Annotated in this window: 19 protein-coding genes; 12 read left to right on the plus strand and 7 right to left on the minus strand. The window is 52.9% G+C overall.

The window, feature by feature from the left end; genetic code table 11:
• Window positions 1-76 precede the first annotated feature (76 nt).
• A complete protein-coding gene (locus CDH47_RS04025; RefSeq protein WP_100638518.1) occupies window positions 77-1,174 on the minus strand; it encodes a Leu/Phe/Val dehydrogenase in 1,098 nt (365 codons plus the stop codon).
• Window positions 1,175-1,602: 428 nt separating this feature from the next.
• Here CDH47_RS04025 and CDH47_RS04030 point away from each other — a divergent pair, with 428 nt between their 5' ends.
• The 3 genes from CDH47_RS04030 (at window position 1,603) to CDH47_RS04040 (ending at window position 4,093) form a co-directional block, all read left to right on the plus strand.
• Window positions 1,603-2,340: an AzlC family ABC transporter permease gene (locus tag CDH47_RS04030; RefSeq protein WP_100638519.1), complete on the plus strand. Its 738-nt coding sequence runs from the start codon at window positions 1,603-1,605 to the stop codon at window positions 2,338-2,340.
• A complete protein-coding gene (locus CDH47_RS04035) occupies window positions 2,337-2,648 on the plus strand; it encodes an AzlD family protein (protein ID WP_100638520.1) in 312 nt (103 codons plus the stop codon). Before CDH47_RS04030 ends, CDH47_RS04035 begins: the two co-directional genes overlap by 4 nt.
• A 113-nt stretch (window positions 2,649-2,761) precedes the next feature.
• Window positions 2,762-4,093 (plus strand): hypothetical protein, encoded by a 1,332-nt coding sequence (locus CDH47_RS04040; RefSeq protein WP_100638521.1) that lies wholly within the window; start codon window positions 2,762-2,764, stop codon window positions 4,091-4,093.
• A gap of 13 nt (window positions 4,094-4,106) precedes the next feature.
• Here the strand turns inward: CDH47_RS04040 and CDH47_RS17520 are convergent, their stop codons facing one another.
• Window positions 4,107-4,607, minus strand: a complete 501-nt coding sequence (locus CDH47_RS17520; RefSeq protein WP_100638522.1) for a hypothetical protein — start codon at window positions 4,605-4,607, stop codon at window positions 4,107-4,109.
• 247 nt (window positions 4,608-4,854) lie between these two features.
• On the opposite strand from CDH47_RS17520, the gene CDH47_RS04050 reads away from it, so the two are divergent.
• The 3 genes from CDH47_RS04050 (at window position 4,855) to CDH47_RS04060 (ending at window position 6,555) form a co-directional block, all read left to right on the plus strand.
• The gene (locus CDH47_RS04050) at window positions 4,855-5,220 is read left to right on the plus strand and encodes a DUF3302 domain-containing protein (protein WP_100638523.1); all 366 of its coding nucleotides are present in this window, start codon (window positions 4,855-4,857) and stop codon (window positions 5,218-5,220) included.
• A complete protein-coding gene (locus CDH47_RS04055) occupies window positions 5,220-6,179 on the plus strand; it encodes an HlyD family secretion protein (RefSeq protein ID WP_100638524.1) in 960 nt (319 codons plus the stop codon). Before CDH47_RS04050 ends, CDH47_RS04055 begins: the two co-directional genes overlap by 1 nt.
• A gap of 160 nt (window positions 6,180-6,339) precedes the next feature.
• Entirely contained in the window at window positions 6,340-6,555 is a 216-nt protein-coding gene (locus CDH47_RS04060; RefSeq protein ID WP_100638525.1) for a dodecin, read from the plus strand.
• Between the two features lie 39 nt (window positions 6,556-6,594).
• Here CDH47_RS04060 and CDH47_RS04065 read toward each other — a convergent pair whose 3' ends face one another.
• From CDH47_RS04065 to CDH47_RS04075, 3 genes are all read right to left on the minus strand, one after another.
• Entirely contained in the window at window positions 6,595-7,791 is a 1,197-nt protein-coding gene (locus CDH47_RS04065) for a GNAT family N-acetyltransferase (protein WP_100638526.1), read from the minus strand.
• Window positions 7,792-7,889: 98 nt separating this feature from the next.
• Window positions 7,890-8,312 (minus strand): hypothetical protein, encoded by a 423-nt coding sequence (locus CDH47_RS04070; protein WP_100638527.1) that lies wholly within the window; start codon window positions 8,310-8,312, stop codon window positions 7,890-7,892.
• Window positions 8,313-8,498: 186 nt separating this feature from the next.
• Window positions 8,499-8,861 carry a hypothetical protein gene (locus CDH47_RS04075; protein WP_100638528.1) on the minus strand — a complete coding sequence of 121 codons (363 nt, stop codon included), beginning with the start codon at window positions 8,859-8,861 and terminating at the stop codon, window positions 8,499-8,501.
• 211 nt (window positions 8,862-9,072) lie between these two features.
• On the opposite strand from CDH47_RS04075, the gene CDH47_RS04080 reads away from it, so the two are divergent.
• From CDH47_RS04080 to CDH47_RS04105, 6 genes are all read left to right on the plus strand, one after another.
• Window positions 9,073-9,759 carry a response regulator transcription factor gene (locus CDH47_RS04080; protein WP_100638529.1) on the plus strand — a complete coding sequence of 229 codons (687 nt, stop codon included), beginning with the start codon at window positions 9,073-9,075 and terminating at the stop codon, window positions 9,757-9,759.
• Window positions 9,756-11,072, plus strand: a complete 1,317-nt coding sequence (locus tag CDH47_RS04085) for a sensor histidine kinase (protein WP_100638530.1) — start codon at window positions 9,756-9,758, stop codon at window positions 11,070-11,072. Before CDH47_RS04080 ends, CDH47_RS04085 begins: the two co-directional genes overlap by 4 nt.
• 19 nt (window positions 11,073-11,091) lie before the next feature.
• Window positions 11,092-11,697 carry a YigZ family protein gene (locus tag CDH47_RS04090; RefSeq protein WP_100638531.1) on the plus strand — a complete coding sequence of 202 codons (606 nt, stop codon included), beginning with the start codon at window positions 11,092-11,094 and terminating at the stop codon, window positions 11,695-11,697.
• A 75-nt stretch (window positions 11,698-11,772) separates the two neighbouring features.
• The gene (locus tag CDH47_RS04095) at window positions 11,773-12,303 is read left to right on the plus strand and encodes a DUF4136 domain-containing protein (protein ID WP_100638763.1); all 531 of its coding nucleotides are present in this window, start codon (window positions 11,773-11,775) and stop codon (window positions 12,301-12,303) included.
• A 55-nt stretch (window positions 12,304-12,358) separates the two neighbouring features.
• Window positions 12,359-12,715, plus strand: coding sequence for a translation initiation factor Sui1 (locus CDH47_RS04100; protein ID WP_100638532.1), 357 nt, complete (start codon window positions 12,359-12,361; stop codon window positions 12,713-12,715).
• Window positions 12,716-12,727: 12 nt separating this feature from the next.
• Window positions 12,728-13,981, plus strand: a complete 1,254-nt coding sequence (locus CDH47_RS04105) for a D-amino acid dehydrogenase (protein ID WP_100638533.1) — start codon at window positions 12,728-12,730, stop codon at window positions 13,979-13,981.
• 60 nt (window positions 13,982-14,041) lie between these two features.
• Here CDH47_RS04105 and CDH47_RS04110 read toward each other — a convergent pair whose 3' ends face one another.
• Complete coding sequence (locus tag CDH47_RS04110) at window positions 14,042-15,685, minus strand: fatty acid--CoA ligase (RefSeq protein WP_100638534.1); 1,644 nt, start codon at window positions 15,683-15,685, stop codon at window positions 14,042-14,044.
• Window positions 15,686-15,801: 116 nt separating this feature from the next.
• Window positions 15,802-16,134: a Na+/H+ antiporter subunit G gene (locus CDH47_RS04115; protein WP_100638535.1), complete on the minus strand. Its 333-nt coding sequence runs from the start codon at window positions 16,132-16,134 to the stop codon at window positions 15,802-15,804.
• Window position 16,135: the final 1 nt, after the last annotated feature.

Below are 16,135 nucleotides of genomic sequence, written 5' to 3' on the forward strand. Positions count from 1 at the left end.
CTGCCAATTACTTGTTTTTGTTTGGAAGAGCGGGGGCCTCGATGCGCTCAAGGCCCCATAAAGTAAATGTCACTAATTAGGCGCCCGCAAGCTGCTCCCTGGATTCAGAAGCATTCTCAGCACGCGCCCGAAAACGCTCTTCGGCAAGCTTGTTGGCAACTGCACCCGTAGCAATGCCGCTGGCTTCTGAGCGCGTAAAGATCTCAGTCAGAGTTTGGCCAATGCCTTCCACGTGGGCGCGTACCTCATCCGGCGAGGCTCCGGTGCGCTCGTAAAACACGTCGATAATGCCACCCGAATTAATCGCGAAGTCCGGTGCATATAAAATGCCCCGGTCTTTCAAAGCCTGGTCGTGATCCGGGCGCTGAAGCAGGTTGTTGGCTGCGCCAGCAATCACTGTCGCTTTCAGGCGGGGAATACTGTCGTCATTCAGCACAGCACCCATCGCACAAGGCGCAACAACGTCTACCGGCAGGAATAAGATGTCTTCAGCCGATGCCGCTTTGGCGCCAAGTTCGTCTATGGCGCGCTGCATGTTGTCTTGATGAATGTCGTACACCCAGAGCTCGGCACCCGCGTCTTTAAGGTGGCGAGCCAGTCGAAAGCCCACATTTCCCACACCCTGGATGGCAACCTTCAAACCTTTCAGATCTTCCCGGCCAAGTTTGTGCCTTACCGCAGCTTTCAGGCCGACAAAAACGCCATAAGCGGTGGTAGGTGAAGGGTCACCATTACTGGGTTGGCCATCAAAGGCAATGTGTTCAACAATGCCTGCAACGTGTTGGGTGTGCCGCCCCATCACTTGAAGGTCTGGCACGCTGGTTCCGGAGTCCTCAGCGCCAATGTACTGGCCGCCAAGCCCTTCCAGGTGCTTGCCCATGGCTTCAAGCAAAGCTTCGCTTTTATCCTTGCGGGGGTCGCCAATAATCACAGATTTACCGCCGCCCAGGTCAAGATTGGCCAGCGCCGATTTGTAGGTCATGCCCTTGGATAAGCGCAGCACATCGCGCAATGCTTCTTCATCACTGGCATAGGGAAACATCCGGCAACCACCAAGAGCTGGGCCGCGGGAGGTATTATGTATGGCAACAATGGCTTTGAGCCCGGTTTCGGGATCGCAGAAAAAAGACAGGTGTTCGTGGTTATCAAATTCGGGATGGCTGAATACAGTCATGGGATCACCTCTCTTCCTTGGCCCGAGTGGGCTCTAAGTTGCGGAAATTAAAGGCGACTATATTAGCAGGTAGGAACGAATGTGCACTGCACAAGACGTCTCCAAGACGTGCTGAAATTAGCATATTGAAATCCTCTCCACTTGGCCGGATCTCGGCGGCAGTGGCAATGTTGTTTTTGTCGTCCGGCTTGTGGCCGGCGTTTTTGATTTCAGGTGCTCGGCTCCCTTCACAGGGGATAGCCCTTTTGAGGTCGAGCAAAATCTAAACTAATCGGTGCGAGCGGGAAGGTCAATTCCAAAAGATGTATGGTGAAGCTTAATTCATGCTTATGTGATAGTTGCATTTGAAAACTTCTTGTTGGATCAATAACTCACACTTGCGGAAACTACTGATACGCGCGCCGGGGAAATTTCCTTAGCTTGCGTAGATGAAAAATGCGTCATATACCTACCAGTTCCAGCCCGAACAAGTTCGCTACGAACTTGTTCGGATGCTCCCTATATCCCTGTTTGTAGTGGCCTTTGGCGCTGCATTCGGACTTGCCGCCGTGCAGGAGGGTCTAGGCCCTCTGGAATCTTTGCTGATGAGCACTTTGGTGTTTGCCGGTGCATCACAATTTGCCGCGATTGATATGTGGGGAGCAGAGGTGTCTGTTATCCCGGTAATCATCGTAGTGTTTGCTATCAATTCCCGTCATCTGCTGATGGGTGCTTCGCTTTACCCCATGTTGAAGGACGTATCTCCTGCAAAGCGCTATGGCATTCTATTGCTCCTTACAGATGCCAATTGGGCGGTATCCGCCCAGGAATATCAGAGCGGCAGGCGCAATCTGGAAGTGATTGTTGGTGGCGGTCTGGCGCTCTGGCTGGCGTGGATTGTCGGCACCTGGCTGGGCGTGTATTTCGGTGGGCTTTTGCAGAATCCGAAAAGCCTTGGGATGGACATGGTGCTGGGCTGTTTTCTGCTGGCCATGGCGCTGGGTGGCAAAAAGAATCCCCGTGTGCTGGTCGCCTGGGCGCTGGCCGCTATTGCTTCACTGGCTGCATGGAAGTGGTTGCCCGCCAACACCCATGTGGTTGCCGGAGCCCTTGCCGGTGGTGTGGTTGGCTTCTTCTGGCTGGAAAACACGTCGGTTGATGAACGTGTTGGGGAGGACTTGGCATGACCATCGAAACCACCACGACCGGCGTATTGTTACTCATTCTGATCATGACCCTGGTAACTTTGGTCACCCGGTTCGGGGGCGTGTTTATCATGTCCTTTGTGCGCATAAGCCCCCGCATCGAGAGCTTCATTAACACCATGGCAAGCTCTGTGCTCATCGCCATCATCGTACCCATGGCCTTTGGTGGTGATGCAGGCGCTTTGGCGGCTCTCTCCGTTACCGCCGTTGTCATGCTTATACTCAAAAAACCGCTGCCCGCAATTGCCGCTGGGATTCTTGCGGCTGCTTTCGTGCGCTTTATGGTTTAGGAGGAAGGCAGTTAGCCTGCGAAAGGGTAGCTTGCGCAAAAAATACTCAAGTTCAGTTTGTTACTGCCGATAGGGGGTTAGATAAACAAAGAACTCAGAGGTAAACCGGCGCCATGATCGTATCCAGTCAAATTTCCTTTCTTCAGGGAAACTCCCGTCAGGAAACGGCGTTCAGCCAGAGCCAGCTGCGGATTAACCAGCAGTCCTTGCCCGGCAACCGTGCAGAAGGGCAGGGTGGGGGCAGGCAGCTCAACATAACCCGCGATGCAGCCTATCGATACAACAGCCAGGAACGCCTCGGCTTTTCAAATTCCAGCACCGTCAGCGGGGGCGATCGCAACGCGGTGTATTCCAGTGCTGAGCTGGTGGAGAAAACTACGGACTTATTCCTCCGAGGCCAGCAGGCTATCAGTGTGGGCCGTGCTGCGCTCAGCGGTGATTCCGCTGCTCAGGCGAACGGCAGCATGTCTGTTGAAGCGAATCGCTATATGTTCTATTCACAAAGTGAATCCCGTTCGTTTGCTTCTACCGGAAGCATTTCGCTTGAGAACGGCGAAACCATTGATTTCACCCTGTCGCTCCGCCAGTCGCAATCCCGAACCTATGAATATTCCGAAAGCCTGCGGATTGAAGAGCGGCCCATGACCGACCCGCTGGTGATTAACTTCGGCAGTGCCACCGCACAACTGACCGATACTTTGTTCGAGTTCGACATGGAAGGAAACGGCAAATCCGCGCAGTTCGCTAGCCTCGGAAGCGGCAGTGGTTATCTCGTATTCGACCGGAATGGCAACGACAAAGTGGACGACGGCACGGAACTGTTTGGGCCTCAGAGTGGGTCCGGTTTCAGTGAACTCGCCAACTATGATGACGATGGCAACCTTTGGATTGATGCCAACGATGAGGTGTTTTCGTCTTTGTCTGTGTGGGTGCAGGGAGCCGATGGCGAGCAGGCCTTGAAGTCCCTTAGCGAGGTGGGGGTGCAAGCACTGTACGTTGGTAGTGCAGAGGACAACTTTACCCTTACGAATCGCCAGGGCATTCCCTTGGGGCAGATACAGGCCTCTGGCATTTACCTGACAACAGACGGCGAAGTTCGCACACTCGAAGAAATTACCCTGGCTGAGCAGAATGCTGTGGAGATACCTTCTGCATTTCAGCGCATTAACAGTAGTGACGGCGCTGTAGCAGGTGGCGAAGGAGTCGGCGAAATTGGCGGGCTCGTGGGTGCCCGGATTGAGGCCATTCGTGGCGCTCTGGAAAAACTCAATGAGATCCGGGAAAAGCAGCAAGCCTTTATTCAGGAAACCAAGGATTTAGGGAAAGCCAACTCACCTCTGGATGAGTACATGAGCATAATTGATCGGCTGCGAATGGAGTTGCTGAACAGCCAGAGTGAGAAGCAGCAGGCGGCTAGCCGGTACCTGGAATTTGCCAAGTCCTGACCAGATGTGGACTTTACTTCTTCCGTTTATGATTAAACGTGTTGGGGTTACTTGGAAACTGGATTTTCGGATTAACCTGTTTTAGTGCGCTGTATAAGTTCTTTCGAGAAAAGGGGTAGTTCATGCACAGTTGGTGGGCTTCCCCATTGTTCATGCGAACGTTTATATTAGTCATATAGCCTGATCCGATATTCAACTTGTGCTCGATCGCTGCAATATCTTGAGGGCTGATCCTGAAACACCACTCCTTGAACGCAGGGTGGTGGCTATAAAACTCCTTTTCCGTTAGATATATTTCGAACTTGTCCCTTCTTTTCAGAAGCCAGGCCAGAATTACGGCCAAGACAACCGCCACAGCAATAGCGCCCTTCTCAACCACAGCGTATATATTTTGGAAGTCTGGCTGGTCTTTAAAGAAATGCTGAAACCCATAGAGAATAACGGGTATCGCCAGTATGTTGAGCGCAACACTCAGGGCTTGGCGAGTTTGGTTTTTTTTGTAATGGAATAGCATGGGCGAGCCTGTGTTGCACCGGATAGTTGATGCACAGAATACTTGGTGTTCGCCTGCGACGGCCAGTTTTTCAGGAAAGGAGGGAGGAGAGCCGGCAGGCCCGAAGGCTTACCGGGATGGGTTGGGCTCAAAAGCCGTCGACATTTTTTAAAGCCGATCGCAATTTCAGATTGTAGCGTTCGGTATTTCCCGCTATTGTCAAGTGCCTACCCTATAAAGAAGCTCATAATGCGGAGCCCTCCCGGCCATGCTTGACTATGTTGCTCTTGGCATACTGATTTTTGCCGCCATAACTGTCTTTTACGGCATCATTGTGATTCACGACATCCCTTATGACATAGCTGAGAAGCGGCATCATCCTCATGCCGATGCTATTCATGTGGCGGGATGGATCAGTTTGCTGACACTGCACGTCATTTGGCCTTTTCTGTGGATTTGGGCAACCCTTTATCGTGAGGACAGGGGCTGGGGTTTCAACAAGCGTGGCGTGGTGGAGAAGGCAGGGGTCGAGGTCGAATCTATCGCCGAACTACAGGCTCAAGTATCCGAGCTTAGCGCGCAGGTTGCGCAGTTGCAGCAATCAGATAGCCAGTCGTCGGGAGAAGCCCTCTAATGGATCTCTTATTAATTCTTACCTATACCGCACTGTGCATCGCTATATTCAAGATTTTTAGAATTCCATTAAACAAGTGGTCGGTGCCTACCGCAGTTTTAGGCGGTGTTATTCTTATTGGCGGGCTGATATTCAGCATGAACTACAATCACCCGTTTTCCGAGATGAGTCGTGACTACTTTGTTACTACGCCAATTGTACCAACCGTTAGCGGCCGGGTTATTGATGTCAAAGTTCAAGGTGGCACCAAAGTAAAGAAGAACGATGTGCTGTTTGTGATTGATCCCAAACCCTATCAGTTCAAGGTTGACTCGATAAAGGCGCAACTAAAGTCTGCCAGGGTTGATCAACAACGGGCTCTGAGTCTGGTAAAGCGTGGTGCAGGCAGCCAGCGCACGGCAGACCTCAGCAAGGCAAAGGTCGATACTTTGCAGGCCCAACTCGCGGAAGCGGAGTTTAACCTCAGTGAGACGGTTGTCAGAGCACCAACGGACGGCTATGTTGCGCAGCTTGCATTAAGGCCCGGAATGATGGCTGTATCCCTGCCGCTGCGGCCGGTTATGGTGTTCGTGCACGCCGAAGATCTCTACTTTGTTGGCTGGTATCGCCAAAACAGCTTGCTGCGTTTGCAAGTTGGCAATGAGGCTGAAGTCGCACTAAATGGCCTGCCTGGGCAGGTATTTAGCGGTAAGGTTAAAAGCGTTTTACCGGCACTGTCTGAAGGGCAGGTACAGGCAAGTGGCAACCTGATCAATCCGCAGACGGCAGTGTATCCAGGCCGCATTCCAGTGCTGATTGAAATTACGGACCCGGAGTTCAAGCAGTACGCCGGGACAGTTCCTGGCGGTGCCTTTGGGCAAAGCGCGGTATATAGCGACCACTTTCACCATGTTGCGATTATGCGGAAGATTCTTTTGCGGATGTCTTCCTGGGTGAACTATCTGTTTCCCTTCCATTAGAGCCATGTGCCGTGCGAACCCTATCGAAATAAAGGCGTCTTTGGCTCCCTGGTAGATATGGACCGGTACCTGAATAATACCCTGAGCGGGACATACTTGCTGTGTGCACGCCTGTCTCCTAGGCTTTTGGTGAAAGCCACTGAGTACAAGGAGCTTTTGTATGTCTGATAACCACGTGTACAAGAAAGTTGAAATTGTCGGTTCGTCAGAGACGAGCATTGAGAACGCCATTGAAAATGCCCTCGCGGAATCTGCGAAGAGTATCCGCAATATGGAGTGGTTCGAGGTAATGGAAACCCGTGGTCACATTGTCGATGACAAGGTTGGCCACTATCAGGTGTCCTTGAAAATAGGTTTCCGGATTCAGGATAGTTGATATGGATACGGAGCCAGATGAAGGCTGAAGAGTGGCTCGTCAGGCTCCGTGATTTTGCCGGAAGGGCAGTACCGTTTTGGCCTCTTCGTAGTACCCCATAACCTGCTCGGCTTCCTCATGGGTAAAAGCCTCAATAGCGTCCCGAAATCCTGGGTGCGCTATGCCGTGCCATGAATGGGTGATTACCGGCTCAAATCCTCGCACCAGCTTGTGCTCCCCTTGCGCGCCTGCATCGAAGGTTTTCAAGCCCAGCTCGATAGCCAGTTCGATGCCCTGGTAATAACAGGTCTCAAAGTGCAGGTGGTTGTATTCTTCCAGACAACCCCAGTAACGACCGTAAAGCGTATGCTGCCCGCTCAGGAACAAGGCGCCCGCAATCATTTCGCCATCTTTAACCGCCATGATGACATGCAGATGTTCAGGCATGGTTTCCCGTATCTGTTCAAAGAACTGCTGTGTAAGGTATGGCCGTTGGCCACGCTTCAGGTAGGTGGCTTGATAGAATACATAAAAAGCCGCCAGAACGTGATCGGGAATGTCTGAACCATCAAACCGGGTGAAGCTGATCGCCTGCTCGGCCACTTTGCGGCGTTCTTTGCGAATGGATTTGCGTTTGCGGGAGGTGAGCTGGCTCAGGAAGTCCTCGAAGCTGCCATAGCCGTGATTGCGCCAATGAAACTGACAGCCAATACGGTGGAGCTGTTCATCATCCTGTAGTAACTGCTGATCCTCTGTGTTGGGAAACAGAAGATGCCAGGAGTGAGCGCCAATACGGGCTATTTGTGTGTCCAGAAGATTATGGAGTTTCCTGGGGCCAAGCGCAGCGCGCAATTTTGGATCTAGCAATAACCTTGGCCCTTGGGAAGGTGTAAAAGGTACGGCCATCAATAACTTTGGATAATAATGCTGGCCATAGCGCTGATAGGCCTCGGCCCAGGCAAAGTCGAACACGTATTCGCCACGGGAATGGTTTTTCAAGAAGGCGGGGATAATACCGGTTATCTGGTCTTGCTGGCGGATCACCAGGTGGCTGGGTTGCCAGCCGGTGGTTGGGCTGGTGCAGCCAGTCTGCTCCAGTGCCTGAAAAAACTCATAACGCAAAAAAGGGTTGTGAGTGCCCGCGAGACGCTGCCAGTCGGATTGAGCAATATCGTTTATTGAGTGAGCCACCGTGACCCGGCAATCTGCCGGGCCCGGGAAAATGGCTGGTGATTCGTTGAAGCGGGATTGGGACATGGTTGTGCTATCTTCCGGTTAGTTGTGCAGGCGTGAGCGGCATGCTCAGACTGCCCTAACCATACGCCATAACTCCCCGCGCAATCACGAAAGCAGAATTAATTCCGGTTCTGCATGCGGCGTTCCTGCATTTCTATTTGCCTGTCCGTCATGCGCTGCTGGCGTTCTGCAGCCATTTCTTCCTGGATTTCTGCCCAAATCTTACGTTGCTCTTTAGTCAATTTCAGGCGGTTTGCGATTTCTTCATTGCGCGCTGCTATTTTGGGCTGACGATCAAGTAATTGCTGCTGTCGCTCCGCTTGACGCAATGCCATTCGCTCGGCGCGCATCATTTCGCGTTCTTCGCGCATCTGTTGTCGTTCTTCCCGCATTTGCTGACGTTCAATCTGCATTTCCTGGCGCTGCTGGTCGTCGAAGCGGGGCCCGCTGTTTTGGCCTTGGGCCATAGCCAAAGGGCTGGATAGCAGCAGAGCAGAAGCAAGAATGCTGGCGGTTATAGGGGCTGATTTGCGTAAACTCATAATGACACCTCTGGTAAATCCGTTTTCGGTGAGAGCTTGGAAAAGCTTTTAATTAGTATGCTTTATATTCGGTTATATAAGGTGTGGGCACAAGACCGGGTATTACGGATTGTAGAAGATAAGGTTTTCCGTACACTACCTTCCGATCGGTGGTTCCCCGGCCCAGTGCCAAGCACTGTCTCGCACTTACCTCTTAGGCCGATCGCATCGCTTTTTCATCTTGCTTTGCATTTTCGCCATTCGCTTTTCATGCTGCTGCCGGTTTTCTTCGTGAATCTCATTCCAGGTTCCGCGCTGTTCCTCGTTAAGTTTAAGGCGCTCGGCCATGGCCTCGCGTCGTTCGGCCATTTCCGCCTGTCGCTCCTCCATATTGAAACGCCCCTTGCCTTCACGCAGGTTGTCGCACATTTCTGTCATATCGCGCTGGTTGCCGCGCTGGCCGTCACCGTAGTTGCCCGAAGAGTTACTTGCCATCAAGGCAGGGCTGGCGGCAAACAGAACGGAGGCCAGTAGGCCGGCGGTAATAACTGAAGTCTTACGTTTGCTCATGGTGTTTCCTCGCACGGTTAGCTGCTTCTCAGCAGAAGGTTGATTCATTGGTGACCATGGTACTGCCTGGCTTGGTAAACGAGCGTCAATGCCATGTAAAGGTTCTGCAAAGGCGTTCAAGTCAGAGCCTGCATGCTCTCGGGGCCGTGATAGACTTCAGTTAACACATCATGCGTCTATTCAGGCGTTCTAAAGCGGGCAGAGAGTCAGGATGCAGAACAGGGTTCTTTTGGTAGAGGATGACGATGAGCTACGTGAGCTGCTCGCCCGCTATCTGAGCGGTCAAGGGTTCACGGTTCGTGAAGCCGCCAACGGAGAAGACGGGCTTGCGCTGGCGCTCGGTCAGCACTGCGATATTGTGGTGTTGGATATAATGCTGCCAGATATCAGTGGGCTTGAGGTGCTGCGCGAGTTGCGGGCTGAAACGCACTTGCCGGTAGTGCTGTTGACTGCCCGTGGCGATGAGATGGATCGTATTGTTGGCCTGGAGGTGGGTGCGGATGACTATATTCCCAAACCTTGTAACCCCCGTGAGTTGGTGGCTCGGCTTCAGGCAATCCTGCGCAGGGTAGCCTGGGATCAGAAGGCTGTCGTGAAGACGGAGAAGCAATTTGGGGACTTGCGCATTGAAGTTGATCACCGGCGTATTTACCAGAATGATGAACCGCTTGATTTAACAGCCACCGAATATGAAGTCCTACAGGTGTTATTGGCCCATGCAGGCAGTGTGGTGCGTAAATCAGACCTTATGCAATGGGCCCTGGGGCGCCGCCTTGAGGCTTTCGACCGAACATTGGATATGCATATCAGTAACCTTCGCAAGAAGCTGGGCAGTGACGACCCGCCGAGAATTGAGACGGTACGTGGTCTTGGATACAGCTATCGGGTGCCAGAATGAAACGCCGGCTGATCGTGCCGCTGTTCTGGCGGATTTTCATGCTGATCTGGCTGGCTATGGCGGTAACAGTGGTAGTGAGCAGCCTTGCTTCTCGCGTATTAATTGAGCGTGAGCGGGTTGCTATCGAGCGCCAGCTTGATTTACGGGATCTTGGTCTTGAGGTAGCGGCTATTCAGGAAGCCCGCGGGCGCAGGGATGCTCACAGGTTTCTCCGGGCGCAAGGCGACGAGCTGGGCCTGCACCTTATGCTGATCGGCACCGATGGTGCCAACCACCTACCTTCAGCGATACGCTCACGTATGGAGTCTGGCTGGTACCGGCAAAAGCCAGCAATAGTGGATGTGGGTGGTGGGTATCGGCTGGTAGCTTGGCCAAGGATGCATCAAGAGGGTTGGCTGGAGCCCAGGGTTTTCCGGCTTGTCGAGATGGGTGTTGCATTTGTGCTTATTACACTCGCTTGTTGGCTGGTTGCCCGTTTTGTGTCGCGCCCCGTGCGGCATATGGAAACGACCGCAAAAGCTATTGCCGACGGTAGTACCGAGCTGCGCGTAAGTGAGCGCATCGCGGCTCGCCGTGATGAAGTGGGGGAGCTGGCAACCGCATTTAATGCAATGACAGACCAGCTATGCGCGTTGCTTGAGCGGCAAAAGCACTTGCTGCGAGACATTTCCCATGACTTGCGAACGCCGTTGGCGCGCCAACGTATTGCCATTGAGCTGGCAAGTGAAGGCGGCGTAGAGGGCGAATTGATGGCCAGCATCCTGCGCCAGAATGAACGGCTTGATACTATGACGGGCCAGATACTGACGCTATACCGCGTGACGGAGCAAGGTGGTGGTATTTCACGGGAACCCTTGAGCCCTATGCAGCTCCTGAACGATGTATTGCAGGATGCAGCGGATTACGCCACGCATCAGCGAGTGGATTGCAAACTTGTTTCAGCGCCTGAGTGCACCGGTGTGACCGTATTGGGTGACGCCGGATTGCTGCATCGGGCTTTCGACAACATTCTGCAGAACGCCCTGGATCACACCCCGCCGGGTAAGGTGGTGCATGTGAGGTTGGCGCTGATGGACGGCTGGATCAAACTGGCGATCGAAGATGAGGGGCCAGGTGTTGCGGATGATGTTTTGGCACAACTGTTTGAGCCCTTTTACAGGGCGGACAAATCCCGGGGTGGGCAGGGCTGGGGATTGGGCCTGGCAATAGCTAAGGATATTATTCTTGCCCACGATGGGGAAATAACAGCAACGAACAGCAAGCGCGGTGGTTTACAGGTAGAAGCCCGGCTGCCCGTGTTCGCCGTCAATTAATGAGACTACAGGCGAGTTCATGAAAAAAGATTATCCCGTACCTGCCGGCTATCTTGAGCGCGAAACAGAAATCAAAAAAAGCCGTTTTATTGCACGTATTGCACCCGTAGCTTCACGGGACGAGGTGCGGGAATGGCTGGAAAAGGCTCATCAGGACTACCCGGATGCTCGTCATATCTGCTGGGCCTATCAGATTGGGCGCCCCGGGTCAGCCGCTGAAGCAGCGATGAATGACGATGGAGAACCATCCGGTACCGCAGGCAAGCCAATTCTGAGCGTGATTCAGCACAAGGATATGGGTGACGTTCTGGTGATTGTTGTTCGATATTTCGGCGGTATCAAACTGGGTGCAGGGGGGCTTGTGAGAGCCTATGCGGGTGCGGCGGAAAGTGTGCTTTCAGAAGTGGAAAGAGTGTTCCATAAGCCACTCAATGCAGTAGATATAACCATGGGGTTTGCCGACGAGCAGCCGTTACGGCATTGGTGTGAAGTTAATAAAGTAGAACTGGACTCAATCGATTACGGCACTTCTGTAACAGCTCGGGTACTTGTGCCGGAAGACCTGATGGAAGAGTTCACAGCATTCAGTGATGCTCATAAACTGGATTACAGTTTCGAAACATGACTGGGCAAAAATACATCGGGCAAGTGGCTTATGCGTATACTGGAATCAGGAAACCAAGAAACCAAGGGGTGGACAATGGCTCGTCTTCTGATGGCAGCACTGGTGACACTGGTAATGACCGGGTGTGCCAGCAATGTGGTGACTGATTACAACTCAGCCGCGGTGTTCAGCAACTATGCAACATGGGCTTTTGTGTCCGGCCCCGGCGAACCTTCCTTTATTTCTCTCGATGGAAGCCGTGTGCAGAATGCGGTGGAACGGGAGCTGAACCTTAAATCCTTGCGTAAGGTGGCAGAGTCGGAAGCCGACCTTCTTGCTAGCTGGCGGATTGTGGAGGAGGAGCGTCTTGAACAATCTGGCGTGGGCTTAGGTTTAGGCTTTGGTACCGGGAACTTTGGATGGGGGCTTTCGGCACCGCCACCCGTGCGTGAAGTAAAAGAAGGGAAGCTGGTCGTCGAATTGGTTGACACTAACTCGAAGGAAGTTGTTTGGCGTGCAGCCAGTCGCCGTTACCTCAATGAAACACAGACCCCTGAAAAGCGCGGAAAACTCATAGACGAAGTGGTCGCAGAGATGTTCAGCAAGTATCCTCCTGAACTGGATTGATAAACACAGGGCTCTGATGAAGCCGTGGCTTCAAGGGCAGATACTGGGAGGATGAATGGCAAAGCGATCTTCAGGCGGGCTGGTATTTTCAACCGAGCAAGGGCGAATGTGTCCCGAATGCCGCAATGCTGTTTCAGAATGCACTTGTGGTGATTCGCGGCGCCCGGAAAGTGATGGCATTGTGCGGGTTAGCCGTGAGACCAAAGGCCGTAAGGGTAAGGGCGTCACTCTGGTTACGGGTATTCCCATGGATGACAAAGAGCTTAAAGCCTACGCAAAGGTGCTCAAGGCCAAGTGTGGAACTGGCGGCACCGTGAAAGATGGCGTAGTGGAAATACAGGGTGATCAGCGGGATTTGTTGGTCCCACTTCTGGAACAAAAAGGCTGGGTTGTTAAGCGGTCAGGTGGTTAACCGGAGAGTAGCATGCATATAGTGGTTTTAGGTGCAGGTGTTGTTGGAATAACCACAGCCTGGTTTCTGCAAAAGCAGGGGCATCAGGTAACAGTGATAGACCGGCAGAGCCAGGCAGGGCTTGAAACCAGCTATGCAAATGGGGGGCAGGTCTCTGTTTCCCACGCCGAGCCCTGGGCGAATCCCTCAGCACCTTTAAAAGTGCTGAAATGGTTGTTTAAAGCGGATGCGCCCCTATTGTTTCGCCCAAAGATGGATCCTGCCCAGTGGCGCTGGGCGCTGTCTTTTCTGACTCAATGCACGTCTGCAAAAGCGGCTCATAATATTCGCCAGATGGTGAACCTTGGCACTTACAGCCGGAGTCAATTGCAGGCTTTGCGCCAGGAGGCTGGGCTTGAGTATGACCAGGTTACGAAGGGCATACTGCATTTTTATACCAACCAGGCGGAATTTGATGGAGCCCTCGAGCCAACGCGCATCATGCGAGAACTGGGGTGTGATCGGCAGGTTATTGATGCAAAGAAAGCCATAGAAATCGAGCCGGGGCTAAAGCACATTGAGAGCCAAATAGCGGGTGCAACCTACACACTGGAAGATGAATCCGGTGATGCACGCAAGTTTACTCAAGGGCTGGCAGAGCGATGCCGGGAAGCGGGTGTTGAATTTTGTTATCACACCGATATTCTTGGTTTAGAACGAATGGGAGAGCGCATTCTCGGAGTTCATGTGCTGAAAGATGGGCATCACCAGACCATGAGGGCAGATGCCTATGTTCTGAGCCTTGGAAGTTTCAGCGCAGTGCTTGCCCGCCAAGTTGGGCTGAGTTTGAATATTTATCCCGCGAAAGGTTATTCAATTACGGTACCCGTGAAAAATGAAGAGGCCGCCTTCAATGTGAGCCTCACCGATGATGAGTACAAGTTGGTCTATTCGCGCCTTGGTGATCGCATTCGCGTTGCAGGAACTGCCGAACTGAGCGGTTATACCCGCACTCTTAATTACACACGCTGCCGCGCAATTGTTCGTAGAACCGCAGAGATAATGCCCGAGGCTGGCGACTGGGATCAGGCAGAGTTCTGGACAGGCTTGCGGCCAGCAACCCCCTCCAATGTGCCCTACGTGGGCAAGAGCCATTTTGCCAATTTGTATTTGAATACCGGCCACGGAACGCTGGGTTGGACCCACTCCTGTGGTTCGGCTGCTGCGCTGGCGGATATTGTTGATGGCCGGAAGCCCGAGGTGGATTTCACCTTTTCAGGGCTTTAGCGCCGCGCAAAAAAATGGCCCGCAGGAAAACCTGGCGGGCCATTTGGATCCTGAATCAAATTACTGCAGTTGGTCACGAATGAGTTTTTTGTTGATCTTGCCAACACTGGTTTTCGGTATGTCTTCAACAAAATCCATCTGCTCGGGTATCGCCCACTTGTTGATTTCTCCGCTATCAACATGTTTCTGGAGATGGCTCTTTATATCCTCCAGAGTCGCTTGCACACCCGGCTTCAAAGTGATGAGCGCATAAGGTCTCTCACCCCACTTTTCATCCCTGATGCCGACAACAGCCGCGCCAGCGACCGCTGGATGCTGGCTGATCAGGCTTTCCAGATCAAGAGATGATAGCCATTCGCCGCCTGTTTTTATCACGTCCTTGATGCGATCCTTGATGGTGAGCGTATTGTCCGGCTCCATGGAGGCAACGTCCCCGGTGTGCAGCCAGCCGCCCTCCCAGAGTTCTTCACCTTTGGCGGGCTCTTTGAAGTAACTCTGAGTGAGCCAGGGAGCTCGCGCAACGATTTCGCCTTGTGCTTCGCCGTCGTGGGGCATTGGTTTGCCTGAAGGATCGACAATCTCCAGTTCTACCATAGGAACGGCAATACCGGTTTTGATGCGCTTGGCAGTTTGCTCCTCCAGCGGCAGTTCCAGGTCTTCCGGCTTCAGGTGGGTCGCGCTGAGCAGTGGGCATGTTTCAGACATGCCATAGCCGGTGTACATGCGAATGCCAAGTTGAGCCGCTGCATCACACAGCCCTTTGGTCATTGCGCTGCCACCAATCAGCACCTGCCAGTTGCTCAAGTCTGCTGTTTTTATGGATTCGGTAGCCATCAGCATTTGCATGATGGTGGGAACACAGTGTGAGAAAGACACATTGTGTTCCTTGATCAGGTCAACCAGTAGTTCAGGCTCATAGCGCCCGGGATAAACCTGTTTGATACCCATCATGGTTGCTGCGTAGGGAACGCCCCAGGCGTGAACGTGGAACATGGGCGTTACCGGCATATACACAGACGAGGATCGCATTAGCGGCGCCTCATCGTAGGCGGAAAGCGTTCCGGTCATCGCCAGGGTGTGGAGTACCAGCTGCCGATGGCTAAAGAAAACACCTTTGGGGTTGCCGGTAGTACCAGAGGTATAGAACGTAGTCGCGACGCTGTTTTCGTCAAAGTCGGGAAAGTCGAACTCGGTGGCTGCACCGGCTAGCAGGGCTTCGTATTCACCGGCGGTATCGAGTTTTGTGGCCTTGGCGGTTTTTTCATCGCTAAGCTGGATGTAGGTTTTAACGGTTGTTATTTCGCTTTGTAACCCTTCCAGGATGGGCAGGAAGTCATCATGCACGAGAACGACATCGTCTTCAGCATGGTTCATGGTGTAAACAATCTGATCAGGCGACAGGCGCACGTTAATGGTGTGCAAAATGGCGCCGATCATGGGAATGGCAAAAAAACATTCCAGATAGCGGGGGGTATCCCAGTCCATAACGGCTACGGTATCACCCGGTTTTACCCCCGCATCGGTGAGGGCGTTGGCCAGGCGGTGAATGCGCTCGACCAGATCTGTGTAGGTGTACTTGCTGTGGTTGGCGTACACAATTTCCTGATCGGGAGAGTACCTTGGCCCTGAAAGCAGTAACTGTTTTATCAGAAGAGGGTACTGATAGGCATTTTCAGCGGCGGGTAAAATTCGTGTCTGTGCCATGTGTCGAATCCTTTTTCCCTGTTTTTTGTGTTGTCTGAGGAGTTGGGTCAATCTGACATAAATTGTTTAAGAGCGGAAGCTTGCAAAGACCCCCTACCTTTAGCGGCCGGGCAGAATTATTGCTCCCAGGGCTTGCCCTCTGTGCCTTCCACAGTTTTTACACCTATATGCATGGCGGCTTTAGCCAGCATGTTGGCGCTCACCGGCGCAGTCATGAACAAAAACACGGTAATCAGCACTTCTGATATACCGATATCTTCACCCATGGCGCTGAAATAGATCACCGAGCTGACCATGATGGCCCCCACGCCTACGGTGGTTGCCTTTGTGGGGCCATGCAGCCGTGTGTAAAAATCTGGCAGTCGCGCCAGACCGATTGCACCGACCAGCGTAAAAGCACCACCGAATAGCAGCAGTGCCGATATTGCATATTCTGCAAGTGGGCTCATG

The organism is Marinobacter salexigens (assembly GCF_002806945.1).
GTDB classification, from domain to species: domain Bacteria; phylum Pseudomonadota; class Gammaproteobacteria; order Pseudomonadales; family Oleiphilaceae; genus Marinobacter; species Marinobacter salexigens.